The following is a 15,728-nucleotide window of genomic DNA, read 5'->3' on the forward strand; positions in this document are numbered from 1 at the left end:
GCCCTTCGTATCGGGCGGTAATAACAGTTAAAACCATTTTACGGGTTTGTCAACCCATAAAATGGTCTTAATGGGTATTTTTTTGGCACGTTTAGAAACAGAACCTAAAACACCATTGGCAAAACGCCTACGTGAAATAAGACGAATCCTCGGAAACGAAGAACGCGGTGCTTTTGCCAAATCTCTTAATTTGGCAAAAAATACGCTTGCAAATTATGAGCTTGGTATAAATGAGCCACCAGCATCTATCGTAATTGCCTATCACAAAATTTATGGCGTAGACTTTCATTGGCTTCTCACTGGAGAAGGCGAAATGTTTACAGACATGGAAAAGGCGAAAGCAGCTGGTTTTAAACCACAAACTATCCCTACTGGTCTCATGAAAAAGCTTGGTCGCATAGCTTATACAACTTATCGCGATGCAAATATAAAACTCCCCCCTGAAGATATAGCGGAATTAGCGGCAGAGCTTTGTATAAAGTTGCAAGAGCTTGTTCAAGACATCAACGACATGGAAGAGGTCGAAGCGACTTTCCCTCTTCTTAAAATTCATTTAAAGCGTCAAATAGAAGCTGAAAAAGAACACTCCAAAGCTGCACAAAATACGGCTTAATGCTACTCTAAGATGAATGGGGGAAGCTCTTTTTAAAATCCTGTAATTTAAGCTAACCTAAATATGAATAAGGAGCATTTTTGGCACGCCCCGAACTAGAACCTAAAACACCATTGGCAAAACGCCTACGTGAAATAAGACGAATCTACGGAAATGAAGAACGTAGTATCTTTGCGCAACGGCTTAATTTACAACGTGGCACCCTTGCCAATTATGAAATTGGAGCACACGAACCAACATGCTCAACAATTAACGCCTATTATACGGCCTATAACATTAATCCTCATTGGCTCGTTACGGGTGAAGGCGAAATGTTTACAGACATGGCAAAAGCGAAAGCAGCAGGTTTTAAAGCACCCACTATTCCCACTGGACTCATGAAAAAGCTTGGTCGCATAGCTTATACAACCCATCGCGATGCAAATATAAAGATCCCCCCTGAAGATATAGCGGAACTCGCGGCAGAACTTTATGGAAAACTGCAAGAGCTTGTTCAAGATATCAACGACACGGAAGAAGTCGAGCTTATTTTACCTCTTCTAAAATTGCATTTAAAGCGTCAAATAGAGGCTGAAAATGCACATCCAGAAACTACATAAGATACAGCTTAATGCCTCTCTAAAATGAAAAATGAAAGTGGAAATCTTTTTACATTAAAAAATTTATATAAATTATTGATAAAAAATACTTTTTACTCAATTTTTAGAGATTTCCACTTATATATGGAAATCTTTTTTGCTTTTTTGGTTATTTTGGGCTGATTTTGGAGTGAGCTTCACAATTTACCGAATTTTTTTCACAGGGTCTTCAAAGGCGGTTTTCTGGGCTTTCACAGACTTTTTAAAATTTTTCACAGGTTTTTCAAAGACCTTTCAAAGCCTTCTCTCATTTTTACCTTTGAAACGCACTTTTTTCTGATTTTCGCTCTTTTTAGCTCTTTTTTACAATTTTAGGTGTCAAAATCTATTTTGACAAAACGCGCATTTAATGCTAAATTTTATACATAAAAACAACAGATTACCACCTTTTCCTACCTAATCCCACCTTTTCCCACTTAGTACAAAACCTAGTGTCAAACTACAGGGATCAAGGCGATAAATTGCTGAGCGTGGTAAAATTGATTCGGCTTCATGCAGCTCAACACCAGCAGGGAGATTATCTATTTTTTATCATAACTAAAAAGCTTAACGCGCTGTCCAGTTTTAACCATTGAGGACAAACAAAGCCTATCTACCAATCTTAATTGTCCACTATACCAAAAAGTACAAATATCCATAGATAATATATCAAAAATATTCTAAACTTACGCGAAAGAGTTGTTCAACATCACGAACCCTATCAGCAAGAGCAAAAATCACTATTCTATCACCAGACAAAATGCGCGTATCTGCCGAAAGCTGTATTATTGTCTTATTGCGATAAATTGCACCAATTCTCAAACCATCTGATAAATTGAGCTCTGATAATGACTTACCAACCAATGAAGATGTTTGCATCACTTCAGCTTCAATAATTTCTGCTCGGCCATTAAAAACTGAATGAACAGAACGAATACGCCCACGGCGCATTTGTTGCAAAATTCTCGATATTGTAACACTATGGGGATTAAGATATGCATCCACACCAACAGCACGACTAAATTCTTGATAGGCAACATTATTAATCAATACCATATTGGCTTTGCAGCCCAATCTTTTAGCAATAATAGCGCTTAAGAGATTAACCTGATCTTGATTGGTCAATGTAATCATTAAATCGGACTGATCAATTCCCGCATCTTGAAGAATCACTGGATCTAACACGTTACCGTATAAAACTGTTGTTTTTTCAAGCTGATCAGCAATTGTGAGGGCTCTTTCTCTATGCGCTTCTATAATCTTCAATTTTAATTTATGGAAACGCTTTTCAATAGCCTGTGCAACATAAAGGCCAATGTGACCACCCCCTGCAATAATCATGCGGTGGGCATCTTGTTCTTTATGACCAAAAAGCCCAACAGCACGACGCATCTGTTCACGAGAAACAACAAGATAGGTTATATCACCAACGCGTAATTGCGTTTCTGAATGTGCAACCAATAATTCCGCGCCACGTTTAATAGCAGTAACCGTCGTATGAAGATCTGGAAAAAGCTCTGTTAATTGACGCAAAGGTGTATTAATAACTGGACAATCTTCCATGCATTCCAAAGCTAGTGCCACAATATCATCATTACAAAAATAAAGAACATCTATTGCACCAGGTAAAGCAATACGGCGCAAAACCATTTCCCCAACTTCAACTTCTGGCGAAATAACCACATCAATGGGAATATTCTCTCTGGAAAAAAGCGTCTTATAACGTGGTTCTAAATAAGATTGTGAGCGAATACGAGCAATTTTTGTGGGCACATTAAATAATGAATGTGCTACTTGGCAAGCTACCATATTAACTTCATCAAACAAAGTGACAGCAATCAACATATCAGCTTTGTCTGCATCTGCAGCCAAAAGAACTTCAGGCCGTGAACCGTGACCAACAAAACCTCTCACATCCAATGTATCGCGAATCTTTTCAATTAATCTCGTTTCAATATCAATAACAGTAACATCGTGATTTTCAGCAGCAAGACGCTCTGCTATCCCATAACCAACCTGTCCTGCTCCACAAATAATAATACGCATCGCTTTAAGAAACTCCAAGCGCTTTAAGTTTACGGTGCAAAGCTGAACGCTCCATGCCTATAAATTCAGCAGTACGTGATATATTTCCACCCAAACGCCCAATCTGCGCCACTAAATATCTCTTTTCAAATAATTCTCGAGCTTCACGTAACGGCAAATCCATTATACTTTCATCTGAATCCATTTGAAGACGTGGCAAAGAATCACTTACTTCACTGGGAAGAAAGTCCGCTGTTATAGGACCATCACCATCCCGCACAAGAATAAGAAGACGCTCAATATTATTACGTAATTGCCGCACATTACCCGGCCAAGCGTGCGTTTGCAAAATAGCAATCACATCATCACTGATTGCACGCGGTTTAATCCCAACCTGCTGTGATATTGTTTTTACAAAATGATGTACAAGTTCTGGAATATCTTCACGACGCGCTGAAAGGGGCGGAACAACAATAGGAACAACGGAAAGACGGTGAAAAAGATCCTCCCTAAAGCGCCCATCAGAAATGAGGTTTTCAAGATTTTGCGCTGTCGAAGAAATGATACGGACATCCACCTTAACACGTTTTGTGCCGCCAATTCTCTCAAATGTTTGCCCCGTTAAAACTCGAAGAATCTTCCCTTGAGTCTCACGCGGCATGTCAGCAATTTCATCAAGATATAAGATACCGCCATGAGCTTCCTCTAAGGCACCAATTTTACGCTCTCTTCCCTCCATTTCGCTGCCAAACAGCTCTATTTCCATTCTTTCTGGAGTAATCGTTGCAGCATTTATTGTAACAAATGGCCCATTCGAACGCGTTGAGAGCGCATGAATAGTTCGTGCAACAGTCTCTTTTCCTGCCCCTGAAGGACCTGTTATCATGATGCGACTATTGGTTGGTGCTACTTTTTCTATGATTTGACGCAAATTTTTTATAACTGTCGATTTTCCGAGCAACTCTAATGTCTCGTTCGAACGCTTTCGCAATTCTAAAAGCTCACGTTTTAAATTTGAATTTTCAAGTGTTCTCTCTGCAACCAATACAAGTCTATCAGCTTTAAAAGGTTTTTCAATGAAATCATATGCTCCTCGCTTTATAGCGGAAACAGCCGTCTCAATATTACCATGACCAGAGATCATAACGACCGGAAGAGCCGGATATTGTGTTTTAATTTCATCAAGCAGTGCTAAACCATCGAGACGACTACCCTGTAGCCAAATATCCAAAAAAATGAGCTTTGGAATACGCTCACTAATTTGAGCCAATGCTTCATCAGAGTTACAAGCAACACGCGTTTCATAACCTTCATCATCTAAAATACCAGCAACAAGCTCACGAATATCTGCTTCATCATCAACAATCAAGATATCTGATACCATACTATTCCCCTATCTTATGATTTATGGCTTGTATAATATTACCCTGCTTACCCCCATCCGCTGGAAATATCAAACGGATCATCGCACCACGACCTTCATAAAAACTCTCCGGTGCATCATGAAGCTCCATGAAACCACCGTGATCTTCAATAACTTTGCGCACAATAGCTAACCCCAGCCCTGTTCCTTTTTCCCGCGTTGTTATATAGGGTTCTAATAACTTTTGTCTTTGCTCTTTAGGAAGTCCTTTTCCGTTATCAACAACATCCACAACCACCCATTCTTCCTGACGATAAGAACGGATAAGAATATGACCGTGAATATTTTCCTCTCGCATAACTGAATCTATGGATTCGCTCGCGTTTTTGATAACATTGCAAAAAGCCTGTACAATGAGACGGTTATCAAATGCACCCATAAGTGGTAGAGTTCCTAAATCTTGCTCAAAATGAATATCATGTCGCGTCACTTCTATCAAGAAACATGCTTCGCGCAACAATTCTCGTATATCTAAAATATGCATTTTTGGTTTGGGCATACGTGCAAAAGAGGAAAACTCATCAACCATACGCCCAATATCTCCAACCTGCCGAATAATTGTGTCAATACACCGCTCAAAGACCTCTCTATCTTGTGTAATAGCTTTGTTATAACGTTTACGAATGCGTTCAGCGGATAACTGAATAGGTGTAAGAGGATTTTTAATTTCGTGTGCAATACGCCGCGCAATATCCGCCCACGCCGCTGTACGTTGCGCTGCAACAAGGTCTGTAATATCATCAATTGTTAGAACCCAAGATTGCCCTTGTCCATCATCCTCCTCCATCGTAACTTGGACATTACAGACACGCTCTTTTCCTGCAACGTTTAAAGTGACCTGCTCACGATGGTTTTTACGATCCAATGAACGCACAAACTGAAAAACCTGCCAAATTTCAGCGCTTAAAGATAAAAGACTTTTTCCAACAACGTGCTCTGAGCGAATATCAAACATCGCTTCAATAGACCGATTGATAATGGTGATATCACCATTATCATCTATACCTGCTACTCCCGCTGTTACACCCGATAACACAGCTTCAGAAAAACGCCGTCTTTCATCAATTTGATCACGCACTGCAATCAATTCATTACGCCGACTTTTCAATTCACTGACCATGTAATTAAAAGTTTTGGATAATTGCCCAATATCACCATCTTTTGCTCGTACTGGCACGAAAATTTCCATATTTCCAGAAGCAACATCATCGGCAGCACTAATGAGAAGACGAATAGGACGTACTAAGCGATCAGCAACAGCAATAGCAGCCCAAATGGCTGATAAGAATAAACTAAAAAAAAGACACAAATAAAGCATACCAAATGCAATCTGTGTCAGCAGGCGATTTTCATTTAAATCACGATAACGATCTGTATTAACTTCTGTCAAACGCAAAGCAGATAAAACACCTTTATCAACGTCACGCACCAAATATAAAAATGTGTTTGGAATATTGGTAAATTTTAAAATAATACCAAAATAATCATGAACGCCTGGTTGAAAAGAAAAAGGTCTCGCACTGGTTGCACGTTCAATAAGATGGGAAGGAGGAATTGGCAGTTTATCTTCATCACCAAGAGCACTCGATACAAAAATAGCTCCGCTAGAACTTAACAAAAATGCACCACGCAAATTGCGTCCTAGAGCATGACGCGTCAATTGCATCCTATATTCAGCTGGATTACGTTCTAAGAGTTTTTTGTTATCAAGTGCAAATGCCATCGCGTAGGATAAATTTTTTAAATTTTGAAGCATTTCATCTGCATAAGCATTTGCTAAATCAATAGAAGAGCCCACAATTTGCCGCGTTGTTGTATCAAACCATCGATCAAGTCCCAAATTTAGTGCTGGACCCGATACAAGAGCTACAGCAACAGCTGGCATTGTCGCAACAAGTGCAAACAATGAAATAAGGCGCACATGAAGACGCGATCCTGCACGCCTTGAACGCCAAGCACGAATGATCGGTATCATCTCATAAAAAACGATGACAATAAGCCCTAAAACCCAAAAACTATTAATTCCTATAAGAATAAGGGTTACTGTTCTACTGGGAACAACAGGAGTTAATCCAATAAGAATAATAAATGAAACAGAGGCCGTAAGTAAAGCCAATACAATAATTGTAATCCCTAAAAAAATATATACCTTACTTAAACGATACAACTCATCGTTATAAGTATTTTTATCTATGTCTTGAAGATTCGTCACAGATGTTATATTCGTCATGAGCTTACATACCCTTATCCCATTATTCTCATATAACCTTTTGTAGCAAAAATTGACAATACTAATACTACATTTAAAATAGAGCAAATATAGTCAACGAGAAAAAACTTCTACATTTTGCAAAATATCTTTAAAATAGACTGTGTTCGACGATACTTTACGAAGGAAATGAGATGCGATTAACAAAACAAACAAATTATGCTCTTAGAATGCTCATGTATTGTGCAGATAATCAGGGAACTCTCAGTCGTGTTCCAGAAATCGCTAAAGCATATGCCGTTTCAGAGCTTTTTTTATTTAAAATCCTTCAGCTGCTTGTTCAAGCAGGTTTTATACAAACAGTGCGTGGACGCAATGGTGGAGTTAGATTGGCTAAACCCGCAGCAGAGATTTCAGTCGCGGATGTTGTGAAAGTAACAGAAGACAACTTTTCCCTCGCAGAATGCTTCGATACTGCAGAACCAACTTGCCCCTTGTTTGATTTTTGTGGTTTAAATATCGCACTTCAAAAAGCATTAAATGCTTTTTTTGAGGTATTATCCGTGATATCCCTTGCTGATCTACAACAACCATCCTTTCAAAATCATTTTAAAATTAATGACAAAAAAGCAAACTAAGATTATAATACAAGGAGATTAAGTATTTCTATTGCAGCAATAATATTAGCCGCTGGACGGGGTGAAAGAGCAGGATCTCCCCATAAAATTCCAAAACAATATCGGCTTCTAGGACAAAAGCCAATTATTTATCATACCGTGCATTGTTTTTTGCAGCATCCAGCTATCACAACAATTATTCTTGTTATTCATCCAGAAGATCGTCAAATCTGTGAACAAGCTATTGACGATTTTAAAGAGCGCCTTATTATCGTTGAAGGAGGCAGTACACGTCAAATCTCTACCTTATATGGACTTCATGCACTCAAAAAATTTGCCCCCCAATATGTGCATATTCATGATGGTGCACGCCCTTTTATCGAAAACAAGCTTCTTAATAACATTCACAACACTATCACGCCTCAAGAAGGTGTTCTTCCTGTTCTGCCCATCTCTGATACCCTTAAACGTATAAATAATCAGCATATTTTAGAAACAATTCCCCGTACCCATCTTTATAGTGCACAAACTCCACAGTGTTTTCCCTTTGAACATATCTTAGCGGCCCATAAACAAGCAAAACAAGCTTGCAAACAAGAATTCACTGACGATTCTGCAATTGCCGAATGGTTTGGAATTCCTATGCGTGCCATTCCTGGGGATCCTAACAACATAAAAATTACATGGCATGAAGATTTTAATACTGCACATTTATATCTCCAAAAGAAAATGCAAATGTTTCCTGATATCCGCACCGGCAATGGTTATGATGTTCACTCTTTCGAGGATGGTGATTTTCTTATTTTATGTGGTATAAAAATCCCTTTTCATAAAAAATTAAATGGACACTCCGATGCGGATGTTGCTCTTCATGCGCTAACAGATGCCCTGCTCGCTACGCGAGGTGCTGGAGATATTGGCACACATTTCCCTCCCTCTGATCCTCAATGGAAAAATGTATCATCAGAAATTTTTCTCCGTCATGCTCTTGATATTATTAAACAAGCAGGTGGACGTATTGCCAATGTTGATATCACAATTATCGCTGAAAATCCTAAAATTGGTCCCTATCGTCATGCCATGACAGAAAATCTTATGACAATACTTTCAATGACACCTGATCGAATCTCTATCAAAGCAACAACAAATGAAAGGCTTGGATTTATTGGTCGTGGTGAAGGAATTGCTGCTCTTGCAACAGCGAGCGTTCTTTATTCAGGAGAACTTCCCCAATGACATATCTTTGTGAAAAACAAGCACATGAAGTCCTTAATACCTTTCGCCAAAAAGGTTTGCTGTTAACAACTGTAGAGTCTTGTACAGGGGGACTCATTGCTGCATGCCTCACAAATATAGCAGGATCATCAGATGTTCTCGATTGTGGATTTGTTGTTTATTCAAATGAATCTAAAACACGCCTTGTTGGCGTTTGTGCTGAACTTATAAAAACCTATGGTGCCGTTTCAAAAGAAGTTGCTCTTGCAATGGCTGAGGGTGGATTAAAACATTCACAAGCTGACATTGCAGTTTCTGTAACAGGAATTGCTGGTCCAGGAGGTGCAAGTCTTGATAAACCTGTAGGACTTGTGCATTGCGCAGTAGCTTATAAAAACCACTCCCCCCTGCACAAAGAAATGCACTTTGCTCATCTTAATCGCAATGCTATCCGCCATGCAACTGTTGAAAATGCTTTTAAAATGATTCTGGAATTGCTTCACTGAATTCCCCATACTAATTTCAAAATTCTTTATTCTCCATCGAGTCTATAATCGTCAACATCTTGAAAAAAATTTATTGTATCACAACTTGAAAATGAACGATCTGACTAGCGTAAAATTATCTCACTTTAGTCCTGTGTAGGTTGAATTAATCAAATTTATTCACTTACACGCCACAAGAGAAAAAACTGTATAAATAAAATGATTAATGAAAGGAAAACTTGTACCTCTCTCTCAAGTGCTAAGAGCTGGTACAACATCTTGAGAGATGGCAAATAAATGATACAGGAGAACTTCTTCATAAGTGTACAGATGTAGATTTTATATACTTTTACGAGAATCTATACTATTTATTATGAGCACTATTATGAAATGGGTATGACGCAAGCATGTTCTATTTGGGCGTTTTGTTTAACGAGTGTGCATCTATTAAAAAAGAGAGAAACAAAAGCATGAAGCTGTGCATCATCTTCATCATTTAAAATGATATTCCCTCAATATGCTTTTGAAAGCTGAATTAAAAACAAATAGTAAAGATGGAAACCGGTTTTCACCTTCACGCTGTTTAAGCAATACGTATTGTTAAAAAATAACAGAATAGACTATGTTACCGTAGAGCCATAAATCTGATGCGCACGCTTCTCAAAAGCCTCGGTAAATTTACGAAACGCAATATCAAACATTGAGCCCATCACTAATCCAAGCGTTTTACTTTTAAATTCATAATCAATAAAAAACTCTACATTACATGCATTGGTATTTTCAATATCATGAAAGGCCCAACGATTTTCAAGATATTTGAATGGACCATCAATATATTTAACTTCTATAAGACTTTTTTCCGGCTGAAGAAATACTTGAGTCGTAAAAGTTTCACGAATAATCTTATAGCCAACGGTCATATCCGCAAGAAGCAATATTTTTTTTCCATATTCTTTTCGAGAACGTATTATTAAAGACTCACACATTGGTAAAAATTCAGGATAACGCTCAATATCTGAAACCAGATCAAACATTTCACTGGCACTATGGGTGATCTGCCGATGTATTGTAAAAATCGGCATAATTATCTCTGTAAGGAAAATTTTTCATCACGCGCTTTTTGCAAAATGGCAAAATCATCTCCAGCATGATGAGATGAACGCGTTAGAGGATTGGAGGACATATGTAAAAATCCTTTTACTTTACCAATCTTGGCAAAAGACTCAAATTCTTCAGGAGGCACAAAACGAACAACTGGATGATGTTTTCGTGTAGGCTGTAAATATTGTCCAATTGTCATAAAGTCAACATCAGCAGCGCGCAAATCATCCATCAATTGCAAAACTTCATTTCGCTCCTCCCCGAGGCCAACCATAATTCCCGATTTTGTAAAAATTGTTGGATCAAGTTCTTTAACACGTTGTAACAAACGAATTGAATGAAAATAACGTGCCCCTGGACGGACCTTCAAATATTTAGAAGGAACTGTTTCTAAGTTATGATTAAAAACATCAGGCTTAGCAGCAACAACAACTTCTAAAGCGCCATCCTTATGACGAAAATCAGGTGTAAGAACTTCAATTGTTGTTTTAGGAGTTTTTTGACGAATCGCATAAATAACTTTTGCAAAATGCTCAGCACCACCATCAGCAAGATCATCACGATCAACAGATGTAATGACAACATGTTTTAATTCCATCCGTGCAACAGCATCAGCGACACGTTCTGGCTCATTATCATCAACGGCAAGTGGAATACCTGTTGCAACGTTACAAAAAGCACAAGCACGCGTACATATTTCACCTAAAATCATAAAGCTAGCATGCCTCTGGCTCCAACATTCGCCAATATTAGGACAACCAGCTTCTTCACATACAGTCACTAACTTATGCGTACGTACAATACCATGTGTTTCCTTATAAATTGGTGATGTTGGCGCTTTTACACGAATCCAATCTGGCTTTTTTTGAACGCTTGTATCAGGACGATGTGCCTTTTCAGGATGACGCAATCGTCTATTTGCAACTCTATCAACAACCGTAACCATTTAAGCCTTTGCCTTATAAATACGAAGTAACAATCAAAAATATAAAATTTTTCATACAATCCAGTCATCAAGCGTTTAAAACTTGACCATAAGCATCCAATACACTTTCTTTCATCATTTCCGATAAGGTCGGATGTGGAAAGACAGTATGCATTAATTCTTCTTCTGTTGTTTCAAGATTCATAGCAATAACAAAACCCTGTATCAATTCTGTTACCTCAGCCCCTACCATATGGGCCCCGAGAAGCTGTCCTGTTTTTTTATCAAAAATCGTTTTTACTAACCCCTGATCTTCACCCAAAGCAATCGCCTTACCATTCGCAGCAAAAGAATAACGACCAATACGTATATCATAACCTGCTTCTTTTGCAGCCGCTTCTGAAAGCCCTACAGAGGCAACCTGTGGTGTACAATATGTACACCCTGGAATTTTTCTTTTATCAAGCGGATGAGCGCTTTTCAAACCTGCAAGATGCTCAATACATATCACACCTTCTTCTTCTGCTTTATGGGCCAACATAGGAGGGCCTGCTACATCACCAATAGCATAAATACCTTCCACCCCCGTCCAACTCCATTCATCAGTTACAATGCAGCCGCGATCGGTTTTTATTCCCAAAGCTTCTAAACCAAGATTCTCAATATTACCTTGCACCCCAACAGCGGAAATCAACCGGTTAACAGTCATTGACTCTATTTTACCTTGAACATCAATATGTACACTTACAGAATCGGAAGATTTTTCAACCTTTGTTACTTTTGCTTGACGAAGAATGCGTAAACCTTTTTTCTCTAACTGTTTACGAGCAAACGTTGAAATTTCAATATCTTCAGCAGGCATGATATGGGGCATCATTTCAACAACAGTTACTGTCGCCCCCATATCATGATAAAAAGAAGCAAATTCAATGCCAATAGCCCCAGACCCTATAACCAAAAGCGATTTTGGCATTGCTGGCGGTATCATAGCTTCAAAATAAGTCCAAATGAGTTTTCCATCTGGCTCAATACCAGGAAGGACACGAGGACGTGCGCCCGTTGCAATAATGATATGCTTTGCTTGATAAGTTCCCTCCCCTAACGTCCCTTTAGGGACTGGATTTTGCGGTTGCATAATCGGTTTGGAGGATGAAGAAACCATAATTTCCGCAGGAAGGCTTCCCTTTGCTTCTTTAGTAAGCTTTGCTTCACCCCAGATAATATCAATTTTGTTTTTTTTCATTAAAAAACCAACACCAGCATTTAAACGTGCTGAAACACCCCGTGAACGTGCCACAACATCTTTGATGTTTGCCTCAATTGAACCATTAATTTTTAATCCATAATTTGTCGCATGTTCAGCAAAATGTTTCATTTCCGCTGAACGTAGAAGGGCCTTTGTTGGAATACATCCCCAATTTAAACAGATCCCTCCCAAATGTTCACGTTCAACAATCGCAGTCTTAAAGCCACATTGTGCTGCACGAATTGCGGTTACATATCCGCCTGGACCTGATCCAATCACAATTACATCATAAAGATTTACCACAGTAATTCCTCCATGGATATATATAAAATGGATATGCATTTTTTGAACTTAAGTCTGTAAAACAACATGAGAGAATTATCTTATGTCTTTTGCTTTAAGCTTCACGCAAATGCTTTATCCAAACCAGAAATAGCAATAACATTGCTCTTTAAACTCTTTAAATTTGTTTCTATTCTCTTAACACGCTTTCTCACAATTTACGTGAAGAACTGTTAAACAGTTCAAACCAACATTGCTAATGGATTTTCAATCATCTTCTTAAAAGTCCGCGCGAGCTCTGCTGCTAAAGCACCATCGACAGCACGATGATCCGCAGAAAGCGTAACTGACATAACTGTCGCAACAACTAATGCACCATTTTTAACAACGGCGCGTTGCTCCCCTGCACCAATCGCAAAAATCGTCGCATGCGGTGGATTAAGAATAGCCGAAAAACTTTTTATACCATACATCCCCATATTTGATACAGCCGTTGTTCCACCCTGATATTCTTCCATTTTTAACTTGCCCTCGCGCGCACGCTTTGCAAAATCCTTCATCTCTTTGGAAATAAGTGATAACGGCTTTTCCTCTGCATGGCGAATAATCGGTGTAATTAATCCATTGGGAATAGAAACAGCAACCCCAACATCACAATGTTTATGATGAAGCATCCCGCCTTCAAGCCAAGAAACATTCGCATCAGGAACCGCTTTCAAAGAAAGTGCGACAGCTTTGATCACCATATCATTAACAGAAAGCTTATAAGTAGGCTGAGTTTCTTCCTGCCCCTTAACCATTGGAGCAGCAGCATTCAGTTGTGTACGCAGTGCTAATAGCGCATCAAGTTCACAATCTACCGTTACATAGAAATGTGGGACTCTCTGTTTTGATTCCACCAAACGTGTCGCGATTGTTTTACGCATATTATTATGGGGAGCGAAGCTATATTCATCCTCTTTGAAGAGTTTCAATATCTGTTTGTCCGAAGCACCTGTAGCTATTAGCTCCCCTATCGGTGATGAATAAGACACTTTAGACATATCGCTGCTCACAGCTTTTTCTACATCGCGCTTAATAATACGCCCATGCGGACCACTTCCAGAAATAAGGGATAAATCAAGACCTGCCTGAGATGCTAATCGCCGCGCTAAGGGAGAGGCAAAAAGACGAGCTTCCTTTTTATCTTGCTGTATTAATTGCCCAGTTGATGATTCATGAGACATTTTTATTCCCTTTGAGTCCGTCTGTTTCAGAGAATCTGTCTGTTTGATGCCCTCTGGTTTTTGTCTTGTAGAAGAAGAGATTTCTTCTGTAACTTTTGCAGCTTCAGCTAAATCTTCACCTTCTTCTGCTAAAACAACAATTAAAGCATTTACTTTAACGCCTTGTGTTCCAGCAGGAACAACAATTTTAGCAACCCTACCTTCATCAACGGCTTCGACTTCCATTGTCGCTTTATCCGTCTCAATCTCAGCAATAACATCACCAGAGGAAACCTTATCTCCCTCCTTAATATTCCATTTTGTTAAATTTCCCTCTTCCATCGTAGGGGAAAGCGCTGGCATTGTAATTTTAATGGGCATTATGCTTTCCTCCGTTATGCTCTGTATGTCACAGCCTTAACGGCCTCAATAATTTCAGCAGTATTAGGCAAAGCCAACTTCTCAAGATTAGCGGCATAAGGCATCGGAACATCTTTGCCAGAAATCGTAGCAATTGGCGCATCAAGATAGTCAAAAGCCTGCTGCATAACACGCGTTGCTATTTCAGTTCCCACAGATGACTGAGGAAATCCCTCTTCAATTGTTACCAAACGACCTGTTTTTTTAACTGACGAAAGAATTGTTGGAAAATCCATCGGGCGAATGGTTCGTAAATCAATCAATTCAACATCAATACCAAGTTTTTCAATTTCTGGTAACGCTTGAACAGCATAATGCATCCCAATTCCACATGCAACAATCGTCACATCTTGTCCAGACTTATGAATACGTGCCTTACCAATAGGCAAAAGAAAATCATCCAGTTGAGGAACATCAAATTGATGCCCATACAAAATCTCATTTTCAAGGAAAATAACAGGATTATCATCACGAATAGCAGCTTTCAGCAAACCTTTTGCATCTGCAGCACTATAAGGCATGACAACTTTCAGACCTGGTACATGACTATACCATGCAGCATAACATTGAGAATGTTGAGCACCAACACGGGCAGCCGCGCCATTGGGACCTCGGAAAACCATAGGAGCGGTCATTTGTCCACCAGACATATAACGTGTTTTGGCTGCTGAGTTAATAATTTGGTCCATCGCCTGCATCGCAAAATTAAATGTCATAAACTCAACAATGGGACGTAACCCACCAAAAGCAGCCCCAACAGCCAGCCCAGCAAAGCCGTGCTCTGTAATTGGGGTATCAATAACTCGGCGTTCTCCGAATTCTTCCAACAAACCTTGACTAACCTTATAAGCACCTTGATATTGCGCGACCTCTTCCCCCATGAGAAAAACTTTTTCATCACGCCGCATTTCCTCAGCCAAAGCCTGATTAAGCGCTTCACGTACTGTCATCGTAACCATTTGGGTTCCCGCTGGAATATCAAAATCAGGAGATGTATCAAAAGTAGGAGCAGCCTGCGGAACTGACGAAGGTAGAGAAAGAGGAAATTCCTTAGGTTTTTGTGCTGTATCGGTAGGTTGCAAAATATCCTCAACACGCTCACCTTCTTCTAACAAAACCGCAATAACAGTGTTAACCTTTACACCTTCAGACCCTTCAGGCACAAAAATCTTACCAAGAGTACCTTCATCAACGGCCTCTACTTCCATTGTAGCCTTATCCGTTTCAATTTCAGCAATAACATCGCCAGAGCTAACCTTATCACCTTCTTTCTTGAGCCATTTAGACAGTTTACCTTCTTCCATAGTTGGTGAAAGCGCCGGCATCAAAATATCAATAGACATAC

General features: G+C 39.3%; 13 protein-coding genes and 1 pseudogene. 5 read left to right on the plus strand and 9 right to left on the minus strand.

What is annotated here, in order from left to right:
- Positions 1–82: 82 nt before the first annotated feature.
- Positions 83–613, plus strand: a complete 531-nt coding sequence (locus tag ACFIK2_RS07865; RefSeq protein WP_375677125.1) for a helix-turn-helix transcriptional regulator — start codon at positions 83–85, stop codon at positions 611–613.
- 80 nt (positions 614–693) lie between these two features.
- A complete protein-coding gene (locus tag ACFIK2_RS07870) occupies positions 694–1,212 on the plus strand; it encodes a helix-turn-helix domain-containing protein (RefSeq protein WP_375677126.1) in 519 nt (172 codons plus the stop codon).
- A 483-nt stretch (positions 1,213–1,695) separates the two neighbouring features.
- Here ACFIK2_RS07870 and ACFIK2_RS07875 read toward each other — a convergent pair.
- From ACFIK2_RS07875 to ACFIK2_RS07890, 4 genes and pseudogenes are all read right to left on the minus strand, one after another.
- A pseudogene (locus tag ACFIK2_RS07875) lies at positions 1,696–1,889 on the minus strand (hypothetical protein); the annotation flags it as partial.
- Between the two features lie 10 nt (positions 1,890–1,899).
- A complete protein-coding gene (gene trkA / locus ACFIK2_RS07880) occupies positions 1,900–3,276 on the minus strand; it encodes a Trk system potassium transporter TrkA (protein ID WP_375611279.1) in 1,377 nt (458 codons plus the stop codon).
- Positions 3,277–3,280: 4 nt separating this feature from the next.
- Positions 3,281–4,639, minus strand: a complete 1,359-nt coding sequence (locus ACFIK2_RS07885; protein ID WP_375617700.1) for a sigma-54-dependent transcriptional regulator — start codon at positions 4,637–4,639, stop codon at positions 3,281–3,283.
- 1 nt (position 4,640) lies between these two features.
- A complete protein-coding gene (locus tag ACFIK2_RS07890; RefSeq protein WP_375631782.1) occupies positions 4,641–6,908 on the minus strand; it encodes an ATP-binding protein in 2,268 nt (755 codons plus the stop codon).
- 173 nt (positions 6,909–7,081) lie between these two features.
- On the opposite strand from ACFIK2_RS07890, the gene rirA reads away from it, so the two are divergent.
- The 3 genes from rirA to ACFIK2_RS07905 are packed head-to-tail and all read left to right on the plus strand — an operon-like array spanning position 7,082 to position 9,225.
- Positions 7,082–7,525, plus strand: coding sequence for an iron-responsive transcriptional regulator RirA (gene rirA, locus ACFIK2_RS07895; RefSeq protein WP_375677127.1), 444 nt, complete (start codon positions 7,082–7,084; stop codon positions 7,523–7,525).
- Between the two features lie 24 nt (positions 7,526–7,549).
- The gene (locus tag ACFIK2_RS07900) at positions 7,550–8,740 is read left to right on the plus strand and encodes a bifunctional 2-C-methyl-D-erythritol 4-phosphate cytidylyltransferase/2-C-methyl-D-erythritol 2,4-cyclodiphosphate synthase (protein ID WP_375634298.1); all 1,191 of its coding nucleotides are present in this window, start codon (positions 7,550–7,552) and stop codon (positions 8,738–8,740) included.
- Complete coding sequence (locus tag ACFIK2_RS07905; protein WP_375628982.1) at positions 8,737–9,225, plus strand: CinA family protein; 489 nt, start codon at positions 8,737–8,739, stop codon at positions 9,223–9,225. Before ACFIK2_RS07900 ends, ACFIK2_RS07905 begins: the two co-directional genes overlap by 4 nt.
- A 599-nt stretch (positions 9,226–9,824) precedes the next feature.
- Here ACFIK2_RS07905 and ACFIK2_RS07910 read toward each other — a convergent pair.
- The 5 genes from ACFIK2_RS07910 to ACFIK2_RS07930 all read right to left on the minus strand — a co-directional run bounded on the left by ACFIK2_RS07910 (position 9,825) and on the right by ACFIK2_RS07930 (position 15,726).
- A complete protein-coding gene (locus ACFIK2_RS07910; RefSeq protein ID WP_273791149.1) occupies positions 9,825–10,286 on the minus strand; it encodes a type II toxin-antitoxin system RatA family toxin in 462 nt (153 codons plus the stop codon).
- A 2-nt stretch (positions 10,287–10,288) separates the two neighbouring features.
- On the minus strand, positions 10,289–11,251 hold the full coding sequence (lipA, locus tag ACFIK2_RS07915; protein ID WP_375633075.1) for a lipoyl synthase: 963 nt from the start codon (positions 11,249–11,251) through the stop codon (positions 10,289–10,291).
- 67 nt (positions 11,252–11,318) lie between these two features.
- Positions 11,319–12,779 carry a dihydrolipoyl dehydrogenase gene (gene lpdA / locus ACFIK2_RS07920; protein ID WP_375677128.1) on the minus strand — a complete coding sequence of 487 codons (1,461 nt, stop codon included), beginning with the start codon at positions 12,777–12,779 and terminating at the stop codon, positions 11,319–11,321.
- 221 nt (positions 12,780–13,000) lie between these two features.
- Positions 13,001–14,344, minus strand: coding sequence for a pyruvate dehydrogenase complex dihydrolipoamide acetyltransferase (locus tag ACFIK2_RS07925; RefSeq protein ID WP_375633079.1), 1,344 nt, complete (start codon positions 14,342–14,344; stop codon positions 13,001–13,003).
- A gap of 14 nt (positions 14,345–14,358) precedes the next feature.
- Positions 14,359–15,726 carry a pyruvate dehydrogenase complex E1 component subunit beta gene (locus ACFIK2_RS07930; protein ID WP_375677129.1) on the minus strand — a complete coding sequence of 456 codons (1,368 nt, stop codon included), beginning with the start codon at positions 15,724–15,726 and terminating at the stop codon, positions 14,359–14,361.
- Positions 15,727–15,728 lie beyond the last annotated feature (2 nt).

This window comes from Bartonella sp. AP88XZML (assembly GCF_042195565.1).
GTDB lineage: Bacteria > Pseudomonadota > Alphaproteobacteria > Rhizobiales > Rhizobiaceae > Bartonella.

Coding starts and splice junctions, on each gene's coding strand:
- trkA (WP_375611279.1), bottom strand. CDS start 3,276: ATGCGTATTATTATTTGTGGAGCAGGACAGGTTGGTTATGGGATAGCA.
- ACFIK2_RS07885 (WP_375617700.1), bottom strand. CDS start 4,639: ATGGTATCAGATATCTTGATTGTTGATGATGAAGCAGATATTCGTGAG.
- ACFIK2_RS07890 (WP_375631782.1), bottom strand. CDS start 6,908: ATGACGAATATAACATCTGTGACGAATCTTCAAGACATAGATAAAAAT.
- rirA (WP_375677127.1), top strand. CDS start 7,082: ATGCGATTAACAAAACAAACAAATTATGCTCTTAGAATGCTCATGTAT.
- ACFIK2_RS07905 (WP_375628982.1), top strand. CDS start 8,737: ATGACATATCTTTGTGAAAAACAAGCACATGAAGTCCTTAATACCTTT.
- ACFIK2_RS07910 (WP_273791149.1), bottom strand. CDS start 10,286: ATGCCGATTTTTACAATACATCGGCAGATCACCCATAGTGCCAGTGAA.
- lipA (WP_375633075.1), bottom strand. CDS start 11,251: ATGGTTACGGTTGTTGATAGAGTTGCAAATAGACGATTGCGTCATCCT.
- ACFIK2_RS07925 (WP_375633079.1), bottom strand. CDS start 14,344: ATGCCCATTAAAATTACAATGCCAGCGCTTTCCCCTACGATGGAAGAG.
- ACFIK2_RS07930 (WP_375677129.1), bottom strand. CDS start 15,726: ATGTCTATTGATATTTTGATGCCGGCGCTTTCACCAACTATGGAAGAA.